Below are 25,425 nucleotides of genomic sequence, written 5' to 3'. Positions count from 1 at the left end.
AATAGTCTTAGTCAAGGCATGAGCAAAGTGCAAAGCGAAACTGCTTTTTATTATCTTATTCACTTTATCGTATGAAACGGAATGGAACTTTAGGTTAATTTGATAATAAATGTTTGTGATCAGAGGCATGATCAATCAAACAACAGTAGGCGTAAACAACGATCTGCGCGTTTGAAAAACGAAGAGATGCCCATGACTACACTTGATCGACGTCAGTTTATTAAGCTAACCGCCAGCGGTCTTCTTGTCGCCGCCGCCCCGGCCTGGTCACTGCCTGCCCCGAAAAAAAAGCTGGGGGTGGCGCTGCTTGGACTTGGTAATTACAGCACTAACTTGTTAGCGCCCGCTCTTCAGGATACCCGATACTGTGAGTTGCGCGGGATAATCACGGGCAGTCCGCAGAAAATTCCTCGCTGGCAGAAAAAATATGGCATCAAAGACGCGAATATTTATTCCTATGACTCAATGGATAAGATTGCCGATAACGATGACATTGATATCATTTACGTCGTAACGCCCACCGGTACTCACAAGCGCTTTTCCGTGCAGGCGGCTAACACCGGCAAACATGTCTGGTGTGAAAAACCTATGGCCATGGATGAAAAAGAATGTCAGGAAATCATCGATGCCTGTAATAAAAACGGCGTTAAGCTGGCTATTGGTTACCGGATGCAGCATGAACCGAACACACGTACATTTGGTGATTATCGCGATAGCCGACCGTATGGTGCTATCACCGGATTGAGCAGCTTTGCCGGTTATGCAGGCAATGGACGACCAGCCGATGACTGGCGCATGCAAAAAGAGATGGGCGGCGGCGCGCTTTATGATATGGGTGTGTATGCCATAAATGGTGCGCGCTACATGACGGGCAAAGAGCCGCTGTCAGTGACCGGTCGGCATGAAAAGTCACATCCCGATATCTTTAAGGAAGTGGATGAAACCACCTTTTTCACCATGGACTTTGGTGAGGGTGTCACCGCAGACTGCGGCACCAGTGTGGTGAAAGGATTCAATCATCTTAAAACCCAGTGTGAGAACGGCTGGTATGAGCTTAAGCCTATGCAGCGCTATTCCGGGGTAACCGGTAAAACCAGCGATGGCAAGCGTTTGGCTTCAATCGACAAAATGCAGCAAACGCTGCAGATGGATAACGACGCACAGGCAATTTTAGGTACCGGGCCTGCGCTGGTCACAGGAGCAGAAGGTTTAGCCGACATTAAAGTGGTTAACGCTATTTTTAAAGCGGCAGATACAGGCAAGTCAGTCAGTATTGGCTAACTTGACCTGCAATAACCGGTTTATTCCAGCACATCGGCAAGAGCGTTTATGTCGGCCACCTGTAAATCGTGGGGCAGGCCTAACGGATAGGGCATCTTGCCCGGTCTGTCGATAAAGGCGGTTTGCATGCCGGCCGCCTTGGCACCACTGACATCCCAGCCATGGGCAGCCACCATCATACTTACATGCGTATCTGTGCCCATGGTCTCTACAGCCCATTGATAGATTTCAGGATGAGGCTTGTACCGCTTGAGGGTAGAGACACTTAACACGGTGTCGAACAGACTGATTATCCCAGCCTGACGTAATTGCTTGTGTAGCCCGGCTTCGGCTGAGTTGGAAAATGCGACCAATGTGTATCCCGCCTTTTTTAATCGTTCAAGCCCCTCTGTGACATCATCATGGGCGGGCATCCGGGACATGGGCCCGCTGAGCACATCGCGCGCCTGCGCCATGGTCAGTGTTTTTCCGTTACTATGCGCGACCATCACCAGTGCCGCAGCGCCAATCTCGCCAAAGTCGTGGTATTGCCCGGTGGCGCTGTCTACCAGAGAATGATGCAGGAGTTGTGAAAACCATACCGGTACAAGATCGCGGTTCCCATCCAGTGCGTCAGCGATAGCGGATTTCAGTGGCTCCAGGTCCAGAAGCGTTTCATTTACATCAAAAAATAATGTGGTGGGGCGGTGTGAAAGCGATGCCATACGTACTCCTGTTTATTGATAGTAGAACGACGAGCTGGCCGATTAATAAGATAAATTTCATAAAGCTGCCAATAATTCTTCATAAATATAAATATTCATGTATACTCGCCGCCCGATCTGCGTGCCGAGCGCACATCTGTATATGCCCTATACAAAGTAAATAAAAAGCACTCACCCAGACGGAGAATAGCATGTCAATTTATTCGCTTATGATGCGAACTTTTCACCCTGCGCGTTTATCTGCTGTGACCCTTGCTGTCACGGCTGCCATGATACCTTCTGTCTCTTATGCTCAGGATGCCGAGCAGGCCAACGATGATGACGTTGAGAAAATCATGGTCACTGCGCGTAAGCGTACTGAAAGCATTTATGAAACGCCTACAGCCGTATCATCTATTGGCGAAGGATTAATTGACGATACCAATGTCACTAATCTGGATGATGTTGGTAAATACGTTCCTAACCTGAATATCAGCCGTTACGGCGCAGGTAACAGCGGTCATGCTGCGGTATTTATTCGCGGTATCGGACTGCAGGATCACATTATCACCACTGATCCGGGCGTTGGCGTTTATCTGGACGGCGTATATCTTGGCCGTCAGATGGGAGCCAACATGTCGCTGCCTAACATTCAGCGTGTTGAAGTGTTGCGTGGGCCTCAGGGCACACTGTATGGCCGTAACACGCTGGGTGGTGCGGTAAATATCATCACCAAAGCGCCTGGTTCTCAGGATCTTGCTACGGTTGCTGCGAAAGTGGGGACGCGTGGACGTCTGGCTACCGACCTGTATGTAAACAAAGATATCACTGATGCGTTCAGCATGTCTGGCACTGCGTCTTTCAAACAACGTGACGGTGTAGGTACAGCAGTAAACCTGGAAGATCCAGAGCGTGAAATTGGTGAAGAGAACGAATACAGCGGTCGTCTGGCAGCAAAGTATATTTTCAGCAACGATTTTTCCGTGACAGTCTCTGCCGACTTTGTTGAAAACGAAGCGGGCCAGTCACCGTATACCATCGAATTCATTCCTGGCGGCCCAACTGAATTTTCTATCGATGATGGCGAGTTCTATCTGCTTGACCCGTCGCTCATCCCTAATGACCCTGATGATTTAGGCACAACGGTTGCCGGTATTGAGTCTACAGCGTACTCAGGTTGGGGCGCAGCACTGACTGCAGAATGGCGTGCAACGGATAACCTGGATGTGAAATTTATCGCCAGTAAGCGCGCTTCAGATTATGAAGGTGGTCTGGATGATGACGCATCACCGCTGAATCTTTCTGAGTTCCCTGAGACGGGTGATGCTGACCAGACCTCACTGGAACTGCAGCTTAACGGTGCGTTTGAGCAATTCGATTTTGTATCTGGCCTGTATTACTTCACTGAAGAAGGCACCACTGCGTCAGGTCCGTGGACATTCAGCCCGTTTAACGTGCCTAACGGTCGTCTGAACGACGGTACACCGGTGACTGAGGTGTGTGGCTTTTGTGGTGGATACGGTTACTTCGATATTAACCAGAAAACTACCGCATATGCTGCTTATACCAACGTGTCTTACAGCCTGACGGATAAGCTCAATGTTGGTGGTGGTCTGCGCTACTCCAGCGATGAAAAAGAAGCCGATGCACTGTTCCCGTCTTTTGGAGAGCGTGCCTATCGTGAAGCGGATTTTAGTGAAGTGACCTGGGATCTTAACGCTGGCTACACACTAACTGATGACCTGAACATGTATCTTGCTGTACAAAAAGGCTATCAAACTGGTGGCTTCCCGCCCCGGCCATTCGGTGGTGCAGCGCAATTCGTATCGTTTGACGAAACCACGGCCATTAACTATGAAGTCGGTTTTAAAGGTGCAATCGGTGACCGTGTCACCTTTATGTCAGCGTTCTTCCTGACCGATTATACGGATCTGGCTCTGCCATTCTCTGACCCTCAGGCGGGTGGTGGTTTTGTAACTATCGTAGAGAATGCGGGTGAGTCTCGTTCTAAGGGTGTCGAGCTTGAACTAACGGCTGATGTTACAGACAATTTCGTTGTCCGCTCTACCGTGGGCTTCCTGGATGCCGAAATTACCAGCCTTGATGAAGGCGTTATTGGTATTGGTGAAGGCGATGCACCGGCTCTGTCTCCAAAGTGGACAGTAATGATTGCACCGACCTACTATCACGAGATGAACGATGGTGCTTTGGTTACCGCCAGCGTTGACTTCTCGTTCCGTGATGAAATGCAGGGACAATCGGTTTATAACCCGTATGAAACCATCGATGCACGCGAACTGGTTGGCTTCAACGTAAGCTACGAGCCTGCTGCCGGTGACTGGTCACTGAGCCTGTACGGCAAAAACGTCTTCAACGAAGTGTATGACCAGGGCCGTCTGGCACAAAATGGTTATGTGGGTATCGTCAGAAGTAACGATCGCAGTGAGTTTGGCCTTCGTTACACCAAAAGCTTTGACCTTTACTAAGTAAAGCTGGCTGATAAAAAAAGGGAGCAATGGCTCCCTTTTTTTGTGCTGTCAAATGGCGCAAAACAGGCCTTATCGCACTATCAGGGGCACTCATCGTGTAGACTCAGAGTTAACCGCAGTTTCTGGCATAATTAATAAAAAAATAACAAGAAAATAACGATGCACACTTTTGCTAATACAGCCCGGTCCGGGCTTTTTACGTTGCTGCTTTCCTGGTCGTTTTGGGTAAGTGCCTCGACCACACCTGCCGACGATGCAGAGCCTGATACTCAGGCCGCGCAGGACAATATGAATACCGACCAGCCGCAAAAGCCACAAACTGTGCCTTTTGCTACTTCCACTGACAGCGAGCTGTTTATCCCCAATTTAACAGGGTCTGTAAATGTTGATGCGACGCTGGACGAGCCGCAATGGCAAGATGCCACCAAAGTGACATTAGATTTTGTTACCCAGCCGTTTAATAACACCGCTTCACCGGTTAAAACCACCGTGTATATCTTTGAGGACGGCGAAACCTTATATGCCGCTTTCATTGCTGAGGACCCTGACCCTTCGGCAATCAGCGCGTTTTATCGCGACCGCGACCAGATCTGGAGCAACGACCTGGTGGGTATCAAGCTCGACACCTTTAACAATGAGCGTCTGGCCTATCAGTTTTTCATCAATCCTTTTGGTGTGCAGGCCGATGCCATCGAAAACGAGATGACCGGCTCTGAAACTGACAGCTGGAATGCAATCTGGCAGTCCTCCGGTCGGATTACCGAGTCAGGCTATGTGGTTGAAGTCGCTATTCCTCTGCGGGTGATGAACTTTAATGAAGCGAAAGACAAGAAGGTCTGGGGCGCTGAGTTTGTGCGATTTTATCCGCGCGAAGACCGCCTGCGTCTGTCTAACTTACCCTTTGATCGTGACAACGCTTGTACGCTTTGCCAGATGGGCGATGTAGCAGGATTTGATAAGGCTTCACAGGGCAATAATCTGGCGTTGGTACCTACTCTGGTACTGGGCCAAAGCGAACAGCGGGATGTGAATGCGAATACGCCCTGGCAGGATGACACCACCACCGAAGCCGGACTGGATGTAAAGTGGGGGATTACCCCGCAGGTATCATTGCAGGCGACGCTGAATCCGGACTTTTCCCAGGTTGAATCGGATGTGGCACAGGTCAGCATCAACAATACATTTTCTTTGTATTACGATGAGCGGCGACCTTTCTTTGTAGAAAACGCCGGCTACTTTTCTACCAACCAGACGCTGGTCTACACCCGCAATATCAATGCGCCGGATTATGGCGCAAAAGTCACCGGGCAGGTGGATGCTCATACCTTCGGGCTGTTTCTGGCTGATGATACCTCTACCCGTTTTATTGTGCCGGGGAATTTAAGCTCCAGCGTGGCGACTCTGGATAGCGACTCGATCAATGCGGCGCTACGTTATCGCTATGATTACAGTCCGGATTTTTCAGTCGGCTTTGTCTCAACGCTGCGGGATGCTGACGACTATCATAACTATGTCAGCGGCGTGGATATGAAATACCGGCTGACCGGTCAGGACACTTTACAGGCGCAGTGGGTGTACTCCGATACCCAGTATCCGTTTACGTTGTATCAGGACTTTTGCGGCAATGCGTGTATAAACAGTGAAGACAGCAACGAAACGGTTCTGCGTACCCGGCATCCGGATAACTTTGGCGGACAATCCTGGCGCGTTAATTATCTGCATGAGCAGGAAGACTGGTATTTTCGAGCCGACCATTATGCAAATGATGACGATTTTCGCGCAGATCTGGGTTTTGAAACCAAAGTCGACTTTCACCGCTCACTGCTGGGCGGTGGCTACATGTGGTGGAACGATACCGGCTGGTGGAACCGCATCCGCGTCAACGGTGACTGGGATATAACGCACAATGATGCAGGAGAATTGCTGGAGCGGGAAGTTGAAGTCTACGCCAGTATTCGTGGCACTATGCAGTCCTTTTTTGAAATTGGTCACTTGCAACGTGACCGGGTCGGGCTTCGTTTTGATCCTGCCGTTTTGAATGTGGAAGGCAATACTGACATGTTTGCCGAAAAGTCGTACAGCATGTATGTCGAGAGTCGTCCGAGCCCGTATTTGTTTATCAGTACATTTGCCCGGGCAGGCGATCAGGTCGACTTTGCCAACAATCGTCTGGGTGAGCAGGTGTATACCGAGTCGCAACTGGACACGAATATTGGTCGTCACACGCAGGTTCGACTTCGTCACACCTATAGTGATCTGGATGTAGAGGGCGAGCCGCTTTTTACTGCGCGTCTGACAGATGTTCGGATGACCTATCAGTTCAATGCACGACAATACGTCAGGCTCATAATGGCCTATTCAAATGTACATAGAAATCAGGGTAATTACACATTTGATGTGGATAGCCGAAGCCGCAGTCTTAGCGGACAATTATTGTATTCGTATAAGCTCAATCCACTGACCAAGTTCTTTGTAGGAATCGCCTCCGGTGCGGTGGAGCAGGGCCAGCTTCCATCCTTACGCGAACAGGAGCGGTCTGTATTTATGAAATTCAGCTACGCGTGGCTTCGCTAAAGACGTTACCTTTATACCAAGAGACAGGCTCATCACGTTAATACCGCGGTGAGTCTTTCTGCGCTTTCACATCGTTACCTGCCTTTTTCTGCTTCAAGATTCTCTTGAGTGATGAACTTTTTGTCGGCTTTTTCGCGTATCAAGGCACTACAATCAACCGCAAATTGTCTGTTCCGGGTATATCGCACCCCGCATGACGGACAGCAACTATAGGATGGTGAACGCGTGAAATATCAATCATTTGCACAGGTTAACGTCAACGATAAGTCGTACAAGTCGATTAGCTTTGACAAAATCAGCGAGCAGTATGATTTATCCCGCCTGCCTTTTTGTATCAAAATTTTGCTGGAAAACTTAATTCGCCACGAGGGCGAAGACTTTGTTGACAGTGAGGATATCGAAAGAATCGCTAAGTGGGACACCCAGGATGAGAGTCAGCACGAAATTTCATTTGTGCCTGCCCGGGTCATTCTACAGGACTTCACCGGTGTGCCGGCCATCGTAGATTTGGCTGCCATGCGTGATGCCGTGAATACGCTTGGTGGCGATGCGCAGGCCATTAATCCGTTAAATCCCGTAGAGCTGGTTATTGACCACTCGGTCATGGTGGATTATTTCGGTGAAGAAGATTCCTACGAGAAGAATACCGATGTAGAAATTGAGCGCAACAAAGAGCGCTATCAGTTCTTAAAGTGGGGTCAAAGCTCCTTTGATAACTTTAAAGTCGTACCGCCGGGTCGCGGTATTGTGCATCAGGTCAACCTTGAGTATCTGGCACGCTGCGCGTTTACCAAAGAACAGGATGGTGAGACGATGGTCTATCCGGATACCCTGGTAGGCACTGACTCTCACACCACCATGATCAATGGTCTGGGTATTCTGGGCTGGGGTGTAGGCGGCATCGAGGCAGAGGCAGCGATGCTGGGTCAGCCGGTAACTATGCTGGCGCCCCGGGTAGTAGGATTCCGCTTAACAGGCGAGCTACCTGCCGGCGTGACTGCGACCGATATGGTATTGACCATTACCGAGCAGCTGCGTAACCACGGTGTGGTTGGTAAGTTTGTAGAGTTTTTCGGACCAGGCCTTAAGCATCTGACTACAGCAGACCGCGCCACTATCTCCAATATGGCTCCTGAGTATGGTGCAACATGCGGTATTTTCCCGATTGATAAGGTAGCACTTGAATATCTGGAACTGACTGGCCGTGATAAGCAGCAAATCGAACTCGTCGAGCAGTACGCGAAAAGCGCGTCATTGTGGCACGATGATCACACCAAGGACGCGCAGTACCATGAGACGCTAGAGCTGGATTTAAGTGAAGTTGTGCCATCGCTGGCAGGACCTAAGCGTCCTCAGGATCGCATCCCGCTGGATAATGCTGCCAAAGCCTTCACCGAATGGCATAACCAGCAAATTGATGTGGAAGTGGTTGATGAGGAAGATGCGAAGTTCGTATCCGAAGGCGGTGATATGTCTGAGGTTGACGAAGAGCATGATTCTTACGTTGACTTCAAGGGCAGCAAGTTTAATTTGAAAGATGGCGCAATTGTAATTGCTGCAATTACCAGCTGTACCAATACTTCGAACCCGTCGGTGCTAATTGGTGCCGGTCTGGTGGCTAAAAAAGCGGTCGAGCTTGGCCTAGTCAGCAAACCCTGGGTTAAAACATCACTGGCACCTGGTTCACAGGTAGTGACACAGTATCTGGAAGATGCCGGTCTGATGGAGCCATTGAAAAAACTGGGCTTTAACCTTGTGGGTTATGGTTGTACTACATGTATTGGTAACTCAGGCCCGTTGCCTGAAGAAATCGGCAAAGCGGTACGTGAAGCGAAGCTGACCGTTACCTCAGTACTATCAGGCAACCGTAACTTTGAAGGCCGTATCCACCCGGATGTCGCGGCTAACTACCTGGCATCTCCGCCGCTGGTAGTAGCGTATGCATTGGCTGGTAATATGAAAATTGATATTACCAAAGAGCCGATTGGAAAAAGTAAAGACGGTAAGCCTGTTTATCTTAAAGACATCTGGCCGGATAACAAAGAAATCCAGTCGATGGTTAAAGAATTCGTTTCTGGTGAGTTGTTCAAGCAGAAGTATGCAGATGTATTTAAAGGCAATGACATCTGGAACAATCTGGACGTCTCGTCCACCTCTGTATATGACTGGCCAGATTCAACCTACATTAAGCAGCCTCCGTTCTTTGAGAAAATGGGACATGAACCAGAGGCACTCAGCGCTATTCGTGACGCCAGATGTCTGGTGAAGGTCGGTGATTCAATTACCACCGACCACATCTCACCAGCCGGTTCCATTGCGCCTGACAGCCCGGCAGGTAAGTATCTGCAGGAAAACGGTGTTGAGCCTAAAGACTTTAACTCTTATGGTTCGCGTCGGGGGAATCACGAGGTGATGATGCGTGGTACCTTTGCCAATGTCAGGCTGAAAAACCAGCTGGCACCAGGTACAACCGGTAGTGCAACTACCCATTATCCCAGTGGTGAAGAAACGTCTATTTTCGACGCTGCAATGAAATACCGTGAGCAAAACGTTCCCGCGATTGTTATTGGTGGTAAGGAATATGGTACAGGTTCCAGTCGTGACTGGGCAGCCAAAGGACCGGCTCTGCTGGGCGTAAAAGCTGTTATTGCCGAAAGCTACGAACGTATTCACCGTTCAAATCTGATTGGTATGGGGATCCTGCCATTGCAGTTTAAAGAAGGGGATAGTGCCAGCTCCATCGGAATTCGCGGTGATGAAACCTTCTCAATCTCAGAAGTATCCCGAGATAGCAAAGAGGTTCAGGTGACAATGATGAGCGACTCTGGTGAAGCGACTGAATTCATGGCTGATGTGCGTATCGACACTGCTAATGAATTTACTTACTTCGAGAACGGCGGTATTTTGCATTATGTGATTCGTGACTACCTGAAAAAAGGTAAATAACGCTTAGCATCTGTCAAAAAAAGCTCCTACGGGAGCTTTTTTTATACGTGAAGAATTATTCAAATATACCGGCGGCGTTCGGCAAATACCCCAATTGCAAGAAAAGCACTGACAAAAATCAGGCCCTGCAAATAGCCGGGAAAAAATCTGACGATATGCAATACCAGTGGGGCGCCATAAAGTGTCAGCGCGCCGTAGCCAAACGCACAAAGCAATACAAACAAACTGACTCTGAGAATAAAGTGGCAGGGACTAAGAATGTGTTTAACATAGCCGTTTATTAAATCCCCGAAAACCACCAGTAATGTGGCTACGAGCATCAGACTCATTTCTGAGAAATACGGCGCCAACGCCCGGGTTAGCGAAGCCAGTAATTCCACCATAGCGCGTACTCCGAATTCGTGCAGGTGTGATCAATCTGGCTCAGTGTAATGGCATACGCTCATATAGTCAGCAAAAAAACCGGCCTGGCGGTTATCTTTGTCGCAAAATCTGAGTGAGGGCTTTGTAGCCTTGTTGAATTGTTGCCAGCTTATCCTGTGTTTGATCTCTTTCTACAAACTGATGCGCCAGTCCGGCTTTATCGGCATGTTTGAAAATTGCGCCAAAGTCGATGGTACCGGTGCCGACATCGGCAAATTCGCCTTTTTTATCCATGTCTTTAACGTGGAAAAGCTTAAACCTGCCCGGATGCTGATTGAATAGTTGAACAGGATCGACACCTGCTTTCACCGTCCAGTAGAGATCCAACTCAAACGAGACGGCTTTCGGGTCAGTATTATTGAGTAAAATATCGTATGGCAGCTCGCCATCAACGCGCTGGAATTCAAAATCATGATTATGATAAGCCAGCGTGATGTCCGCGCGTTTGCAGGCTTCGCCCCAGCGCTGCATATCATCAGCCAGCTTTTTGTAGACATCAATAGAACTGCCGCGTTGCTCGGGCGTAAGATACGGGACAACAACATACTTATGACCAATAGCCTGTGCGGTATCGATAACCTTATTGACACTTTCCTGAAAGGTCGTCAGGGGAACGTGAGCAGAGGGCGCGCTAAGCCCCTCGTCGTCCAGCAATTTACGAATTTGCTTTGGCGACTGATCAAAGTAACCTGCAAATTCAAGCTCTTTGTAGCCTACACCCGCCACCAATTTCAGGGTCCCGGGGACACTTACCTGCATCCAGTCACGAAGAGTATAAAGCTGCAACCCGGCGCGACGACTTGCAGTTTCAGCAGCCAGTGAAAAAGATAACGGCAGCGCGCAAAGTGCAGCGGCAGCCGATCCTGCCTTGAGAAACTGTCGACGGGTAAAGGGTTGAGGTAAGTCATGCATAACAAGTCTCCTGATCTATTAGATGCAAGTGGTGGGTGCCGGGCCGGTACTGTCTCTGACAACAAGCTCGTGAGGCATGATGACCCGAGGGGCTTTTTTGATTTTGCCATTTAATACGTCAACCAGCAGCGATACCGCAGTATGACCGAATTCTTCGGCAGGTTGAGCAATCGTGGTTAATGGTGGATCGGCGTAGCCGGAAAAAGCGATATCATCAAATCCTGCGACTGAAACATCATCGGGAATTCGAAGCCCTGCCTGTTTAAGGGCCTGCATGGCACCAATAGCCGTTTCATCATTTTCACAAAACAAGGCAGTGGGGCGATCCGGCTGCGTTAACATTTTTTTTGCTGCATCAAAGCCTGACTGAAGCGTAAAGTCACCATCAAACAGTAATGCGTCATCAAACGGAATATTGGCGCTGGCGAGAGCCTGCTGATAACCGCGCAGTCGCTCTTGGGTAAGCGGGCTGGAGTTGGGGCCTTTGATTAAACCGATTCGGGTATGACCTAAGCTAAGCAAATACTCCGTCATGCTTTTTGCTGCGCGCTGATTATCCAGCGTTACTGTAGGAAATGCTGTCGACTCAAGTACCTCACAGGCGTTTACCATCGGCAAAAGAGCGCCGGCATCAGCGTTCATCGAGGCAAAAGGGTTGTGGGCCCTAAGTTGAATCACGCCATCGGCCTGTGACGTTTGTACCAGTTTCACATACTCAGCCTCAAGTTCCGGGTTGCCCTGGGTATTTCCCAACAGCAGCGAATAACCACGTTCAGCAGCGGCTTCCTGCATACCATTGATAACTCGCGCGAAAAATAAATTAGCGATGGTAGGTACTAATACCACCAGACTGTGTGTTTTACCCGACCGGAATTTTACCGCCATTAAGTTTGGCTTATAGCCGGTTTGCTCAATAGCGCTGGTCACGCGAGCACGGGTCTTAGGGGAGACCCGCTCAGGTTGCTGTAACGTCCTTGAGACGGTCGCTACTGATACGCCGGCGATATCTGCCACTTGTCTGATTGTCGCCATGAAACTGACTTTCCTTTGCCCATATGTAGCAAAATGTAACCGTTAACATAACACCTTGCAAGATGTTTAAATTTTGTATTAAAACTTAATCGATTAACCTCTGATTTTGCAAGTTGCTTGCTATATAAACTCAGACTAATGTTTAACTGCTAGTTAAAATTTAACCAAATGCGATGAATTCTATTTGACATTGTAAAATGTAATCCGTTACATTTTCAGTATAGTAACAAGCTGCTAACATAATACGTCACAGGAGAAAAATGATGACTCGACAGAAAAAGATTCGACTGGGCATGATCGGTGGCGGAGAGGGAGCATTTATTGGTGCGGTGCATCGCCATGCGGCTGGTCTTGATGGACATTATGAGCTGGTATGTGGTGCGTTTTCCCGCGATTCGGACAATAACGCTCGTACTGGTGACAGCCTTGATCTTCCGGCTGACCGCGTTTACGACTCATGGGAAACCATGCTCGAACAAGAAGCGGCGTTGCCCGAAGAGGAAAGAATGCAGGTGGTGAGTATTGTCACGCCGAATCATCTGCACGTTCCAGTTTCTGTCGCCGCGGCAAAGGCAGGCTTCCACGTGTTTTGTGAAAAACCTGCAGCGACGTCCTTTGAAGAAACCAAAGTACTCGCTGATGCGATAACAAACGCGCCTGTGTTGTATGGGCTGGCACATACCTATCAGGGCTATCCGATGGTTTGGCAGGCTCGCCACATGGTGAAAAGCGGGATGCTTGGCACATTGCGCAAAGTGTATGTGGAATATCCTCAAGGCTGGCTTTCCCAGGAAGAAGAAAGTCATAACAAACAAGCGTCGTGGCGCACTGATCCGGCACTATCCGGTGCCAGCGGCTGCATGGGTGATATCGGGACTCACGCGTTCAGCCTCGCTGAATTTATCTTGGGTGACAAAATCACACAGTTATGTGGTGAGCTTAATACACATGTTGAAGGCCGGCGTTTGGACGATGATGGCGCTGCACTGATTAAAACTGAGCATGGTGTGTCCGGCGTTCTTATCGCCAGTCAGGTGTGCGCCGGTGAGGAAAACCCACTTAAAATCAAAGTTTATGGTGACAAAGGTGGCCTTGAGTGGCGACAAATGGAACCTAATTCGGTTATTTACCGACCCGTAGATGCTCCTTATCAGGTATTTCGCGCCGGGCAGCCCGGTGTCTGTGACGACGCGCTTTCACAGCTGCGAGTGCCTGCGGGCCATCCGGAAGGCTACCTTGAGGCGATGGCCAATCTCTACAGCGCATTTGCCTCAGCAGTACGAAGCGGGCAAACCGGTACCGCGGATAAGGTACCCGGTCTTCACTCTGGCATTCGGGGTATGGCTTTCATCAAAGCAATGCTCGACAGCAGTGGCAGCGAACAGAAATGGCACTCAATTGCCGACAATAACGATTAATCAGGAGACGCAATCATGGCAGCGATAAAAGGTCCGGCAATTTTTCTGGCACAGTTTGCTTCAGATACTGCGCCTTTCGACACCTTAGAGAACATGGCGCAGTGGGCTGGCTCTCTGGGATATAAAGGAATACAGGTGCCGACTGATCCGGCGCTGTTTGATTTGGAAAAAGCGGCCGAAAGCCAGGAATATTGCGACAATGCCAAGGCTACCTGCGCCAGATACGGTGTTGAAATCACTGAATTATCTACTCATCTGCAAGGGCAGTTGGTGGCGGTGCATCCGGCATACGATGAGCAGTTTGACAATTTTGCACCATCACACCTTCATGGCAATCCCGAAGCGCGCACCGAATGGGCGATAAACCAGTTGAAACTGGCTGCGAAAGCCAGTCAGCGTCTAGGATTAAAGGCTCACGCCACATTTTCAGGTGCGCTGATGTGGCATCTGGTTTATCCCTGGCCACAACGGCCGGCAGGGCTGGTTGAGCAGGGCTTTGCGGAGCTGGCCAGACGCTGGAAACCCATTCTGGATGTGTTTGAAGAAGCCGGCGTGGATGTTTGTTATGAAATACATCCTGGCGAAGATCTGCATGATGGTGCCACCTTCGAGCGCTTCTTGCAGGCCGTGGATAACCATCCTCGCGCAAACATTCTGTACGATCCCAGCCATTTTGTACTGCAACAGCTTGATTATCTGGACTTCATCGACCGCTACCATGATCGCATCAAAATGTTTCATGTGAAGGATGCTGAGTTCTTACCTAATGGCAGAAGCGGAATTTACGGCGGCTATCAGGACTGGGTCGATCGTCCGGGGCGCTTTCGTTCACTGGGCGATGGTCAGGTCGACTTCAAACAAATTTTCAGCAAACTCACCCAATATGGTTTTGATGGCTGGGCGGTACTTGAATGGGAATGTTGTCTTAAAGATTCTGCCCAGGGGGCGGCTGAAGGCGCGCCATTTATTGCACAGCACATCATTCAGCCTGCAACAGGTGCATTTGATGACTTTGCCGGTGGTGAGGTCAGTGAGTCCAGAAATCGCAGAATTCTAGGGTTGGAATCAGAATAAGCGTTTCGATTATTTCGGTGTAATACGCTTCGGCGAGGATAATAATGAACAACATAAAAGTACGCTTAAGCATCATGATGTTTCTGCAGTTTTTTATCTGGGGAGGCTGGTTTGTTACGCTGGGAACTTATCTGGCGAGCACACTGGAAGCCAGTGGCGGACAAATCGCCATGGCATTTTCCACACAAAGCTGGGGCGCCATCATCGCACCGCTCATCATCGGCTTGATTGCAGATAAATACTTTAATGCTGAACGGATACTGGGTGTTTTGCATCTGTTAGGCGCTGCCCTGATGTACATGATGTTTACCGCCCAGGATTTCAGTAGCTTTTATCCCTTTGTATTGGGTTACATGATTGCGTATATGCCCACACTGGCATTGGTGAATTCAGTCTCCTTCGGGCAGATGCGTGACCCGTCTAAAGAGTTTGGCAAAATAAGGGTGTGGGGCACCATCGGCTGGATTGTGGCCGGCCTGGTTATCAGTTATGTGTTCTCCTGGGATGCACGCCAAGCCATTGAAGGTGGCATGCTCAGAAACACCTTCGCCCTTTGTGCTATCGCGTCACTACTGCTTGGTTTATTTAGCTTTACCCTGCCGGCCACACCGCCTAAAGGAAAGGGGCAGGCCACCGGTATCGGGCAAGCGCTGGGCACCGATGCGCTGAGTTTGCTTAAAAGCCGTAACTTTGCTGTTTTCTTCATTGCCTCGGTACTGATATGCATACCACTGGCGTTCTACTATCAAAATGCCAACCCCTTTTTAACCGAGATCGGCGTTGAGAATGCAACCGGCAAAATGACGCTGGGCCAGGTATCTGAAGTGCTATTTATGCTGGCTCTGCCCGTCTTTCTGAATAAATTCGGTATCAAGAAAACCCTGATTCTGGGCATGCTGGCCTGGGTGATTCGCTATGTATTGTTTGCCTACGGCAACGCGGACGAAGGTATTTGGTTGCTGTTAGTAGGTATAGCGTTACATGGTCTGTGCTATGACTTCTTTTTCGTTTCTGGTCAGATTTATACCGATGCCAAAGCCGCCCCGCAGAACAAAAGCGCTGCGCAGGGACTGATAACGCTGGCAACCTATGGTGTGGGTATGCTTATCGGTTTCTGGGTGGCAGGACAGATTACCGATGCCTATGCAGTAGCCGATGGCCATATCTGGGAGAACGTTTGGTTGTTCCCGGCGGCATTTGCCCTGGTGGTACTGGTACTGTTTACCGTATTGTTTAAATCAGAAAAGGTATCGGTAGATGACTGACCGACGTCAATTACTCAAAGGTCTGGCGCTGACCAGCGCAGGCATTACCGCCGGCGTATGGGCCGGCCCTGCAATGGCATTACAACAGCCGTTGAAAAACCGGGTGCGCCACTCCGTCGCTCGCTGGACCTTTGGCGACATGGATATAGAAAGTCTGTGCCGTGCGGTAAAAGAAATTGGCTTTTCGGCCATTGATTTAGTCGGGCCAGACGACTGGCCGGTGCTTAAAAAACACGGCATTGACAGCGCGATGTGCAACGGCGCTGAGCTGAACCTGACTGATGGTTGGTGTGAACCGGACTTTCATTCGGCATTAATTGAGCGATATACCCGTCACATTGATTTAGTGGCTGAAGCCGGTTATCGCAATCTGGTGTGCTTTAGTGGCAATAAGCGGGGGATGGACCCGCAAGATGGTCTGGATAACGCAGCAACAGGCTTACGTAAAATTCTGGGCCATGCGCAAAAGCGTGGGGTCGTTCTTCACATGGAGCTATTTAACGCCATCGATCACCCGGATTACATGGCTGACAACAGTACATGGGGAGTGGCGTTGTGTCGCAAGCTTCAGTCACAGAACTTTAAGCTGCTGTACGACATCTACCACATGCAGGTGAATGAAGGAAATATCATTCAGACCATCCGGGACAATATTCAGTATTTCGGCCATTTCCACACGGCCGGGGTACCAGGAAGACACGAAATCGATGATTCACAAGAGCTGAACTATCGCGCCATCGTAAACGCTATTCATTCCTTAAATTTTGAAGGCTACGTCGCGCAGGAGTTCATTCCAACCGCCAGTACTCAAGCAGGCCGACTGGCCGCTTTGAAACAGGCGGTGAAAATTTGTGATGTGTAATAGTTTTTAAACAACGCGGCGCGTTTAAGAAGGGGTGTTATGGCTGATAATCATTATGATGCGATCGTTGTCGGATCAGGAATAAGCGGGGGTTGGGCGGCGAAAGAGCTCACTGAAAAAGGCCTGAAGGTGCTAATGCTTGAGCGGGGGCGCAATATAGAGCATATCAAGGATTACAAGAATGCTCACAAGGAAGCCTGGGATTATCCTCACCGCGACCTTGCCACGCAAAAAATGAAGGATGAGCATCCTGTATTATCCCGCGACTATCCGCTTAACGAGTCTACCTACGGCATGTGGGCCACGCAAAAAGAAGCGCCTTATGTTGAGAATAAGCCCTTTACCTGGTTCAGGGGATACCACGTTGGCGGGCGCTCACTATTGTGGGGACGTCAGAGCTACCGCCTGAATAAAGAAGACTTCCTGGCCAACAAAAAAGAAGGGATCGCGGTTGACTGGCCTATCCGCTATGAAGATGTCGCGCCATGGTATGACTATGTTGAAAAGTATGCCGGCATCAGTGGTAATCGCGATGGCCTGGATGTATTGCCTGATGGGCAGTACATGCCCGCATTTGAGCTGAATGTGGTGGAAAAAGATGTTGCTGCCAGAATTAAAAAAGCGTTTAAAGGCAGTCGACACCTGATTTGCGGTCGGGCAGCTAATGCGACACAAGCGCAGCCCGAGCAGGGTCGGGCAGGATGCCAAGCGCGCAGTAAGTGCTGGCTGGGCTGTCCATTCGGCGGATATTTCAGTACACAGTCATCTACGCTGCCAGCGGCGATGAAAACCGGCAATCTGACGCTACGTCCGTTTTCTATCGTCAGCCAGATCTTGTATGACAAAGACAAAAAACGCGCACGGGGTGTCGAGGTGATTGATGCTGAAAACAAGCAGACCTATGAATATACCGCTAACGTAGTCTTTGTTAACGCTTCGGCACTTAACAGTGCGTGGCTGCTGATGAATTCTGCCACCGATGTCTGGGAAGGCGGCTTAGGTAGTAGTAGTGGTGAACTGGGCCACAATGTCATGGATCACCATTTCAGAGTCGGCGCATCAGCAACTGCTGAAGGCTACGAGGATAAATACTATTTCGGACGCCGGCCATCTGGTTTTTATGTACCACGATTCAGGAACTGGGGCGGCGACAAGCGCGATTATGTGCGAGGTTTTGGTTACCAGGGCAGTGCCAGTCGTCAAAGCTGGCGCGAGAACATCGCCGAAATGGGGGTTGGCGCGCAGCTCAAAGATGCGGTAAGCGAGCCGGGCGCCTGGACCATCGGTATGAATGCTTTTGGTGAAATGCTGCCTGATCACAGTAACCGTATTTATATGAACAGACAGAAAAAAGATGCCTGGGGCCTGCCGGTGCTGGAGATGGATGTGGAGCTTAAAGAAAACGAGTTACGCATGCGTAAAGATATGCAGCAGGATGCCATTGACATGTTTGAAGCGGCGGGCATGAAAAATGTGCGCGGTTTTGAGGCCGATTATCAACCTGGAATGGGTATTCATGAGATGGGTACTGCGCGTATGGGACGCGATCCCAAGACCTCGGTACTGAATAAACATAATCAGGTGTGGGATGCCCCCAATGTATTTGTCACCGACGGCGCTTGCATGACTTCTGCGTCCTGTGTGAACCCTTCTTTAACCTATATGGCGCTGACTGCCCGCGCAGCTGACTTTGCTGTAGAGGAACTAAAAAAAGGAAATCTGTAGCTATGAATCGTCGAGATCTTTTAAAGCTGATTACGGCCGCTACCGGTGCGGCCTTTGTTGGCACAAATCCGCTGGCGTACGAGTTACGCCCGGATGTGCCGCTGTCTGACACCGGGTTCAACAAAGATGATGTAGCATTTTTGAACGAAGTGGGTGAGGTGATTATTCCACGCACTGAGACGCCGGGAGCCAAAGATGCCAACGTCGGACAAATAATGGCGGTGCTGGTGGCTGATTGTTACCCATCGGCACTCAAAAAAACATTCCGTGACGGGATGAAAAAGCTGGATGCAGAGGCAACCAGTGAATTTGGCAAAGTGTTTCTGTTACTGGATAAACCACAGCGTCATAGCCTGATCACGCGACTGGACGACGAGGCGCGCGAGTATAATCAAAAAATCGGCTTGTGGCATGTTGCCAGTCAGTTGCCCAACCAGCGCAGTGAAGCCTCAAAAGCGCCCGTGCCACACTATTTTTCTTTATTTAAGCAGCTCACCTTATTTGGATTTTTCACCTCAAAAGAAGGGGGTACAAAGGTTTTACGGTATGTGCCTGTGCCAGGGAAATATGATGGCAATATTGAATACAAGAAGGGCCAGAAGGCCTGGGCTACCTGAGAAACACAGTAAGGAATATGACTATGAAAAACGCATTAAAAACGCTGACTACACTCACGGTTGCCGCGGCCAGTGTATTGATTGCAGGTGAACTTATGGCTTCAGATGAAGTGCTTGAAGACTGGCAAAAGGCAGAAAAAACCGAAGTCTGGGAACCCGTTCCACCCAAAGTGACGGCCCAGCCAGGCCAGCCACCCTCTGATGCAATTGTCTTATTTGACGGTAAAGACTTATCGGCCTGGGAGTCGGTGAAAGGGGGCGCTGCGCAGTGGACCGTCAAAGATGGTGCGATGACCGTAAAACCGGGTACTGGTGATATAAAAACGAAAGAATCGTTCTGTGATGTGCAGCTGCATGTTGAATGGAAAGCGCCTGAGCCTGAAGCTGACATGGAAGGGCAGCAGCGTAACAACAGCGGCGTATTCTTACAGCAGCGTTACGAAATTCAGGTTCTGGATTCTTATGAAAGTAAAACTTATGCTAACGGGCAGGCGGCCAGCATCTATAAACAAACGATTCCGTTAGTGAATGCGACCCGTCCACCTGAACAATGGCAAGAGTACGACATTATTTTCACAGCGCCTCGCTTTGACGATGAGACGCTAAAATCACCCGGTTATATCACAGTGCTTCATAATGGTGTGGTAGTACAAAACCATGTGGAAATTCAGGGCAAAACAGAGTGGATTGGCGCGCCGTCTTACGAAGCACATGGGTGTGCGCCCATTCAGCTTCAGGATCATTCAAATGAAGTGAGCTTTCGAAATATCTGGATCAGAAAGCTTACGCCTTTGAAGCAATAACAGAATAGCTCGAGACGATGAAAGCCGGCGCTGGGCATGCTTCCCGCGCCGGCTTTTTATCAGGGGTTAAAAGTTTGCTTCTGGCGTTTACGCCAATCTGGTAGGCTACCGGCTTTTTGTCAGGAGTGGATAAATTATGGTGGGTGAAATTGCCGCGCTCAGCGTTGCCTTGTGCTGGGCTATTGCTGCAAGAATGTTCCGGGTGCTTGGAACATCGTTCTCGCCTTTATCTTTGAACCTGTGGAAAGGCCTTGTGGCTATTGTCCTGCTGGTTCTGGTGACACAATTCTTCCTGCCGCCTGTGACATTGCCGCTAAGTGCTTATGGCTGGTTATTATTAAGTGGTGTAGTTGGCATAGGTATTGGCGACACCTGCTTTTTTCAGGCGCTCAACCGTATCGGCGATACCCAGTCGGTGCTGATCACCGAGACGCTGGCACCAATCTTTACCGCACTTCTGGCCATGGTCTGGATTGCCGAATGGCTGACCTGGCAACAGTGGATTGGCATTGCGCTGGTACTGGTCAGCGTAGATATGGTTGTGAAGGTAAAAAAGCGTACCGAGCTACATTTGTTTGCTCCGTCGGGCTACCTGTTCGCCGCAGCGGCGGCAGTGTGTCAGGCCATTGGTGCTGTAATCAGTCGTGACATTCTGACGCGGTATACCATTGATGCTTTTAATGCCAGCCTGGTACGCCTTGTTGGCGGACTGGCGATTATCGTGGTGTTAATGCTTATTTTGCGCAAGCGGTGGCTACCGAAAAGCGACAAGCCGTTACAGATGTGGCGCACGTTTGCCGTTGCAACTATTCTTGGCACCGCTGCGGCGCTTTATTTACAAATGGTTGCCTTTGCAAATGCCAAAGCCGGAGTAGTACAAACCCTGATTGCCACATCTGCTGTTATGTCGCTGGCTGTGGCCTGGGTGCTGGGCGAACGCGCCAATAAAGCCACAATTTTCTGGTCGTTTGCTGCATTAGCAGGGGTTACTGTATTGGTGGCCGCCGGGCATATCGGTGCTCACGGCTGATTACTGCTTGTGCAGTGTGTTCGATCTCTGTATACTGCGCGCCCTTACAGCCAAACTAACCTAGTTCCTTGCCTCTAACAGACGGCTGTACTGACGAGGCTACAACCGTAAGGAGCAATAATGCGTCATTACGAAATCGTTTTTATGGTTCACCCTGATCAGAGTGAACAAGTACCTGGTATGATCGAGCGTTATACCACAATCCTTAAGCAAGACGGTGGTCAGATTCACCGTATGGAAGACTGGGGTCGCCGTCAACTGGCTTACCCAATCGAGAAGTTGCACAAAGCACACTATGTTCTGATCAACGCAGAAGCGACTGCTGAAGCTGTTGATGAGCTGGAAAATGCGTTCCGCTTCAACGATGTTATCCTGCGTAATCTGGTTATGCGCACTAAAAACGCTGTGACTGAGCCTTCTCCAATGATGAAAGAAGAGCCTCGTCGTGAGCGTCGCGAAGATTCTGCGCCTCGTACAGAGCGTACAGAAAAGAAAACCGAAACCACCGAAGATAACGCGTAAGGAGTATAATCATGGCTCGTTTTTTCAGACGTCGTAAGTTCTGCCGTTTTTCTGCAGAAGGTGTAACTGAAATCGATTATAAAGATATCGCTACGCTGAAGAACTACATCACAGAAAGCGGTAAGATCGTCCCTAGCCGTATCACAGGTACCAGTGCGAAGTATCAGCGTCAGCTGTCTTCTGCAATCAAGCGTGCACGTTTTCTTGCACTGCTTCCGTACACTGATTCACACAAGTAAACTGGCGAAATAAGGGGTAGCTAAGATGGATATCATCCTACTGGATAAAATCGCCAACCTTGGTGGTCTGGGCGACAAAGTTAATGTTAAGTCTGGTTTTGCTCGTAACTTCCTTTTCCCTCAGGGTAAAGCAGTTCCTGCAACTAAAGACAACGTAGAGAAGTTTGAAGCACGTCGTGCTGAGCTGGAAGCGAAAATCGCTGAAGATCTGGCTGCTGCACAAGCACGCGCTGAAAAACTGGACGCACTGGAAGAAGTTACTGTTGCCGCACCTGCTGGTGACGAAGGTAAACTTTTCGGTTCTGTTGGTACAAAAGACATCGCTGAAGCAATCACTGCTGCGGGTGTTGAAGTTGCCAAATCAGAAGTTCGTCTGCCTACCGGCACACTGCGTGAAACTGGCGAATACGACATCGATGTTCAGCTGCATTCTGATGTAGCAACAACAGTTAAAGTTGTGATCATCGCTGAAGCATAAGCGCTGACAGCATTGATATGAAAAGCCGCAGTATTGACTGCGGCTTTTTTGTTTGTGTTATCGCGCTCGCCGTAGACATTTTTGCCGCCATTCATCATCCAGCACATCCATTTGTGCGTAGCGTGCAGCCTCCTCTTTCAGACTATCATCGTACATACAGCGCATCAGTGCGCCGATACAAACGCTGTTATCCGGACGCTCAATAAGTTTCACGGCATCGTGCTGAAGTAAAGGGCCTGACTCCAGTACCCGAAAATACCAACCGGTGATACCCTGTTGACCCACAAAGCGGTCGAGATTTTTTATACCAAAGCGGTGTGAAATTTTATTGCACGGCGCGCGTGGGGCAGAGACCTGCACAGTGATACTTCCCATCCGATAGATATCGCCCACATACACATTGTCATCGTGCATACCTTCAACCAGAAAGTTTTCGCCGATAGTCCCATAAGAAAAATCACCATCTGGGTAAGCATCAGCGAGCATTTTATAGCCCTCAACACTGTACTGATGCAATACCTTCTCAGGCCCGCCGTGAAGCTTTTTATTGCCCTGCTCATCCTCAAGGGTACCAGTATCATGTACGGTCAGTTGCGATACCTGTGATTTCACAATCGCACTGGGCGCACTCCGCGGGCCGAATGGTTGAGGCTTTGCGGCATAAAGCGCGTAAATATGCATAGTTACCGTCCTTTTGTTGCCTGGTGGTATATTATGCGTCAGTACTCGCATAAAAAAAATCAAAGACGATTTAAACCTTTGATGGTGCGTCTGCAACTAACCTATCAAATGACATAAAACCGTTAACAGGCGACAGTGACGAAACATGGAAACGTGCAAGGCGGACATCGATGTGACACAGATAGCGCCAACACCTGAAACAGAAATGAAGCTGATAGCGGCCGCCCGTGATGGTGACAGGCAGGCCTATCAACAGCTGTATAAAAGCTACGCAGGCAGAGTGTATGCCTTGTGTTATCGGCTAACCGCTGACCGGGGGCTCGCCGAAGATGCGACACAAGAGGTATTTATTCAGCTATGGCAGAAGCTGAGTAATTTTTCCGGCCAGAGCCGGTTTACCACCTGGCTGCATAGTGTGACCGCCAACATTACGCTGAGTTATATGCGCAAGCAAAAGGGCTGGTTTGCCAGAATGATGAATATCGAAGATAGCATAGCAGAGCAAAGCACAGCCGAATCCTGCACGTCTGAAGTTGATCTCGAAGCGCTGATTTTACGGCTTCCTGAACGCGCCCGGGTGGTGTTCGTCCTTCATGCAATAGAAGGGCACCGTCACGAAGAGATTGGCAGAATGCTGAATATGGCAACAGGATCGAGTAAGGCGCAGTTTCACCGCGCAAAGCAGTTATTAAAAACGTGGATGGGGTACGACGATGGAGACATTTGAAAAGCATCTCGAGCAGCAGCTCAATGCACTGCCACGTGAAAGGCAGCCTGATAAAGACTTGTGGCAAGGAATTGATTTGGCCATTCAGGCCCGCTCAGATGCGCCACAGACGAAGCGACAACCTGTTTGGCTGGCGAGTGCTGCGGTGTTGATGGTCGCGGTCATTATCGGGTTTATGATGCAGCCATTTTCCAGCGCGCCAGAAACTGATCCACTCACGGGGCAATCGCTGGTTAAAGCACTAAGTCAGCAGCATGAAAAAGAGAAATCAGCGCTGCTGGTGAGTCTCGAAGATACACCGGCGGTAACAGGTAACTGGCAGGAACAACTTACCGAACTGGAAGACGCAGCAGAAGCGATCAAAGCCGCGTTGCAGGAAGATCCCAATAACACGGCGCTACTGAGGATGTTGCAAAGTGTTTATCAACAACAGTTTTTGCTGATTGAGCGTGTGCACGCTCCAAAATGGCAGCAGATTTAGCGATACAGGAGCAAAGTATGCAAAATCATAAAGTAATCAATTCAGGATGCAGCGCATTGTCAAAAACCGTCTTAGTCTCAGTACTTTTGGCGTCAGCAAGCCCGGTAATGGCAAAGCAGCGTATTGACCAGACTATTGAAACCTCTTCACAGCCGAATGTTGAAATCGAGCACGTTAATGGTAAGGCGGTCATCAAAACCTGGGATAAAAATGCAGTTAAAATAACCGGTGATCTATCAGATAAAACGGAAGATTTTGAGTTTGAAAAAACCGCCTCCGGCGTTTCATTTGATGTCGATATTGGCCGGCATCAGGGCGATTGGGGCAATTATCGTATTAAAGACGGCGACGACCTGACTATCTATGTCCCTGCAGCCAGTAAAATTGATTATTCAGCGGTTTCAGCCAGTGTGCAGCTATTTGATATTACGAATGATACAAAAGTTGACTTAGTTAATGGTGACATTGAGGCAAATAATCTTGCCGGCCGCATCAAGCTGGAGACGGTAAACGGAAACGTGAAACTGAATGCTGTCAAAGGAGAGCTTGTGGCTGAAACTGTCAATGGCGATATTAAAGGTGATCACAGTGAGGGCGAAGAGGCCCGTATCACCACGGTAAACGGGAATATAGATATTCGCTCTGATAGTCCGCAGCTGCGAATTGAATCGGTTAACGGCCGGATGGACTTCACAACTGCCATGATAAATGAGCTGGATATAGTTACCGTAAATGGAAAAGTTAGAGGAGACATAACCCTGGCAGATAACGGTGACGTTGATGTGTCATCGGTGGGCGGGAAAGTTACGCTGATTTTTCAGCCAGTTGTATCTGCCCGGTTCGATATTCAGGCGCATGCGGGGGGCGATATCAGAAACAGCCTCACCAGCGATAAGTCTCAAAAAGCGAAGTACGGACCTAATGAATGGCTTGAGTTTTCTACCGGTAAGGGGAGTGCTAGGGTGGAAGTATCCACCGTCCATGGGGTAATTGAACTGAATAAGCGATAACGAAGCGGCCCTTGCGCCGCTTTTTTATTGTTTGGCAACTGCTGGGTTCTTCAGCATTGATACCTGAATAAATACAGACGTTGTTAGCTCTGTCGTCCTTTTGTGTCGTTGCCTCTGGTAAGCACTTCGGCTGGCGCGAACATTGCTACTGTA

The 25,425-nt window shown here is 49.4% G+C and carries 23 protein-coding genes; 18 read left to right on the top strand and 5 right to left on the bottom strand.

The features are described from left to right. Nucleotides 1–192: 192 nt before the first annotated feature. On the top strand, nt 193–1,281 hold the full coding sequence (locus tag HHX48_RS11665; RefSeq protein ID WP_191025294.1) for a Gfo/Idh/MocA family protein: 1,089 nt from the start codon (nt 193–195) through the stop codon (nt 1,279–1,281). 20 nt (nt 1,282–1,301) lie between these two features. Here HHX48_RS11665 and HHX48_RS11660 read toward each other — a convergent pair whose 3' ends face one another. Continuing rightward, nucleotides 1,302–1,985, bottom strand: coding sequence for a haloacid dehalogenase type II (locus tag HHX48_RS11660; RefSeq protein ID WP_191025292.1), 684 nt, complete (start codon nt 1,983–1,985; stop codon nt 1,302–1,304). A gap of 191 nt (nt 1,986–2,176) precedes the next feature. Here HHX48_RS11660 and HHX48_RS11655 point away from each other — a divergent pair, with 191 nt between their 5' ends. The 3 genes from HHX48_RS11655 to acnA all read left to right on the top strand — a co-directional run bounded on the left by HHX48_RS11655 (nt 2,177) and on the right by acnA (nt 9,973). Then, on the top strand, nt 2,177–4,450 hold the full coding sequence (locus tag HHX48_RS11655; RefSeq protein ID WP_191025290.1) for a TonB-dependent receptor: 2,274 nt from the start codon (nt 2,177–2,179) through the stop codon (nt 4,448–4,450). A 162-nt stretch (nt 4,451–4,612) separates the two neighbouring features. Further along, complete coding sequence (locus tag HHX48_RS11650; RefSeq protein ID WP_191025288.1) at nt 4,613–7,027, top strand: carbohydrate binding family 9 domain-containing protein; 2,415 nt, start codon at nt 4,613–4,615, stop codon at nt 7,025–7,027. 225 nt (nt 7,028–7,252) lie between these two features. After that, nucleotides 7,253–9,973, top strand: coding sequence for an aconitate hydratase AcnA (gene acnA, locus HHX48_RS11645; RefSeq protein WP_191025286.1), 2,721 nt, complete (start codon nt 7,253–7,255; stop codon nt 9,971–9,973). A gap of 59 nt (nt 9,974–10,032) precedes the next feature. Here acnA and HHX48_RS11640 read toward each other — a convergent pair whose 3' ends face one another. The 3 genes from HHX48_RS11640 to HHX48_RS11630 all read right to left on the bottom strand — a co-directional run bounded on the left by HHX48_RS11640 (nt 10,033) and on the right by HHX48_RS11630 (nt 12,340). Beyond that, entirely contained in the window at nt 10,033–10,356 is a 324-nt protein-coding gene (locus HHX48_RS11640) for a DUF3392 family protein (protein ID WP_191025285.1), read from the bottom strand. 91 nt (nt 10,357–10,447) lie between these two features. Beyond that, nucleotides 10,448–11,308 carry a sugar phosphate isomerase/epimerase family protein gene (locus HHX48_RS11635; protein ID WP_191025283.1) on the bottom strand — a complete coding sequence of 287 codons (861 nt, stop codon included), beginning with the start codon at nt 11,306–11,308 and terminating at the stop codon, nt 10,448–10,450. A gap of 18 nt (nt 11,309–11,326) precedes the next feature. Further along, nucleotides 11,327–12,340 carry a LacI family DNA-binding transcriptional regulator gene (locus HHX48_RS11630; RefSeq protein WP_191025281.1) on the bottom strand — a complete coding sequence of 338 codons (1,014 nt, stop codon included), beginning with the start codon at nt 12,338–12,340 and terminating at the stop codon, nt 11,327–11,329. A gap of 263 nt (nt 12,341–12,603) precedes the next feature. Between HHX48_RS11630 and HHX48_RS11625 the strand changes: the two genes are divergently transcribed. The 11 genes from HHX48_RS11625 to rplI all read left to right on the top strand — a co-directional run bounded on the left by HHX48_RS11625 (nt 12,604) and on the right by rplI (nt 22,373). Then, nucleotides 12,604–13,758, top strand: a complete 1,155-nt coding sequence (locus tag HHX48_RS11625) for a Gfo/Idh/MocA family protein (RefSeq protein WP_191025539.1) — start codon at nt 12,604–12,606, stop codon at nt 13,756–13,758. A gap of 15 nt (nt 13,759–13,773) precedes the next feature. Next, complete coding sequence (locus HHX48_RS11620; RefSeq protein WP_191025279.1) at nt 13,774–14,832, top strand: sugar phosphate isomerase/epimerase family protein; 1,059 nt, start codon at nt 13,774–13,776, stop codon at nt 14,830–14,832. Nucleotides 14,833–14,876: 44 nt separating this feature from the next. After that, nucleotides 14,877–16,097: a nucleoside permease gene (locus HHX48_RS11615; protein WP_191025277.1), complete on the top strand. Its 1,221-nt coding sequence runs from the start codon at nt 14,877–14,879 to the stop codon at nt 16,095–16,097. Further along, nucleotides 16,090–16,959: a hydroxypyruvate isomerase family protein gene (locus HHX48_RS11610; RefSeq protein WP_191025275.1), complete on the top strand. Its 870-nt coding sequence runs from the start codon at nt 16,090–16,092 to the stop codon at nt 16,957–16,959. Before HHX48_RS11615 ends, HHX48_RS11610 begins: the two co-directional genes overlap by 8 nt. 39 nt (nt 16,960–16,998) lie before the next feature. Further along, complete coding sequence (locus HHX48_RS11605) at nt 16,999–18,684, top strand: GMC oxidoreductase (RefSeq protein ID WP_191025273.1); 1,686 nt, start codon at nt 16,999–17,001, stop codon at nt 18,682–18,684. A gap of 2 nt (nt 18,685–18,686) precedes the next feature. Next, entirely contained in the window at nt 18,687–19,301 is a 615-nt protein-coding gene (locus tag HHX48_RS11600) for a gluconate 2-dehydrogenase subunit 3 family protein (protein WP_191025271.1), read from the top strand. Nucleotides 19,302–19,396: 95 nt separating this feature from the next. After that, nucleotides 19,397–20,104: a DUF1080 domain-containing protein gene (locus HHX48_RS11595; RefSeq protein WP_397541083.1), complete on the top strand. Its 708-nt coding sequence runs from the start codon at nt 19,397–19,399 to the stop codon at nt 20,102–20,104. Nucleotides 20,105–20,240: 136 nt separating this feature from the next. Further along, complete coding sequence (locus HHX48_RS11590) at nt 20,241–21,134, top strand: DMT family transporter (protein ID WP_223858315.1); 894 nt, start codon at nt 20,241–20,243, stop codon at nt 21,132–21,134. Between the two features lie 120 nt (nt 21,135–21,254). Beyond that, the gene (gene rpsF / locus HHX48_RS11585) at nt 21,255–21,656 is read left to right on the top strand and encodes a 30S ribosomal protein S6 (RefSeq protein WP_139754996.1); all 402 of its coding nucleotides are present in this window, start codon (nt 21,255–21,257) and stop codon (nt 21,654–21,656) included. A gap of 11 nt (nt 21,657–21,667) precedes the next feature. Beyond that, on the top strand, nt 21,668–21,895 hold the full coding sequence (gene rpsR, locus HHX48_RS11580) for a 30S ribosomal protein S18 (RefSeq protein ID WP_073316739.1): 228 nt from the start codon (nt 21,668–21,670) through the stop codon (nt 21,893–21,895). A gap of 25 nt (nt 21,896–21,920) precedes the next feature. Beyond that, entirely contained in the window at nt 21,921–22,373 is a 453-nt protein-coding gene (rplI, locus tag HHX48_RS11575; protein ID WP_191025269.1) for a 50S ribosomal protein L9, read from the top strand. Nucleotides 22,374–22,430: 57 nt separating this feature from the next. Here the strand turns inward: rplI and HHX48_RS11570 are convergent, their stop codons facing one another. Beyond that, nucleotides 22,431–23,054 carry an MOSC domain-containing protein gene (locus HHX48_RS11570; RefSeq protein ID WP_191025268.1) on the bottom strand — a complete coding sequence of 208 codons (624 nt, stop codon included), beginning with the start codon at nt 23,052–23,054 and terminating at the stop codon, nt 22,431–22,433. Nucleotides 23,055–23,199: 145 nt separating this feature from the next. Between HHX48_RS11570 and HHX48_RS11565 the strand changes: the two genes are divergently transcribed. From HHX48_RS11565 to HHX48_RS11555, 3 genes are read left to right on the top strand one after another with little or no spacing between them, the layout of a single operon-like run. Further along, nucleotides 23,200–23,781, top strand: coding sequence for an RNA polymerase sigma factor (locus tag HHX48_RS11565; protein ID WP_191025266.1), 582 nt, complete (start codon nt 23,200–23,202; stop codon nt 23,779–23,781). Then, nucleotides 23,768–24,262 carry a hypothetical protein gene (locus HHX48_RS11560; protein WP_191025265.1) on the top strand — a complete coding sequence of 165 codons (495 nt, stop codon included), beginning with the start codon at nt 23,768–23,770 and terminating at the stop codon, nt 24,260–24,262. The genes HHX48_RS11565 and HHX48_RS11560 overlap by 14 nt, the downstream gene beginning before the upstream one ends. A 17-nt stretch (nt 24,263–24,279) precedes the next feature. Further along, nucleotides 24,280–25,272 carry a DUF4097 family beta strand repeat-containing protein gene (locus HHX48_RS11555; RefSeq protein WP_191025263.1) on the top strand — a complete coding sequence of 331 codons (993 nt, stop codon included), beginning with the start codon at nt 24,280–24,282 and terminating at the stop codon, nt 25,270–25,272. Nucleotides 25,273–25,425 lie beyond the last annotated feature (153 nt).

Origin of the sequence: Salinimonas profundi (genome assembly GCF_014750655.1) — a bacterium.
Taxonomy (GTDB): domain Bacteria; phylum Pseudomonadota; class Gammaproteobacteria; order Enterobacterales; family Alteromonadaceae; genus Alteromonas; species Alteromonas profundi_A.
Note: the sequence above shows the minus strand (reverse complement) of the source record. Positions and strands in the feature narration are given on the sequence as shown.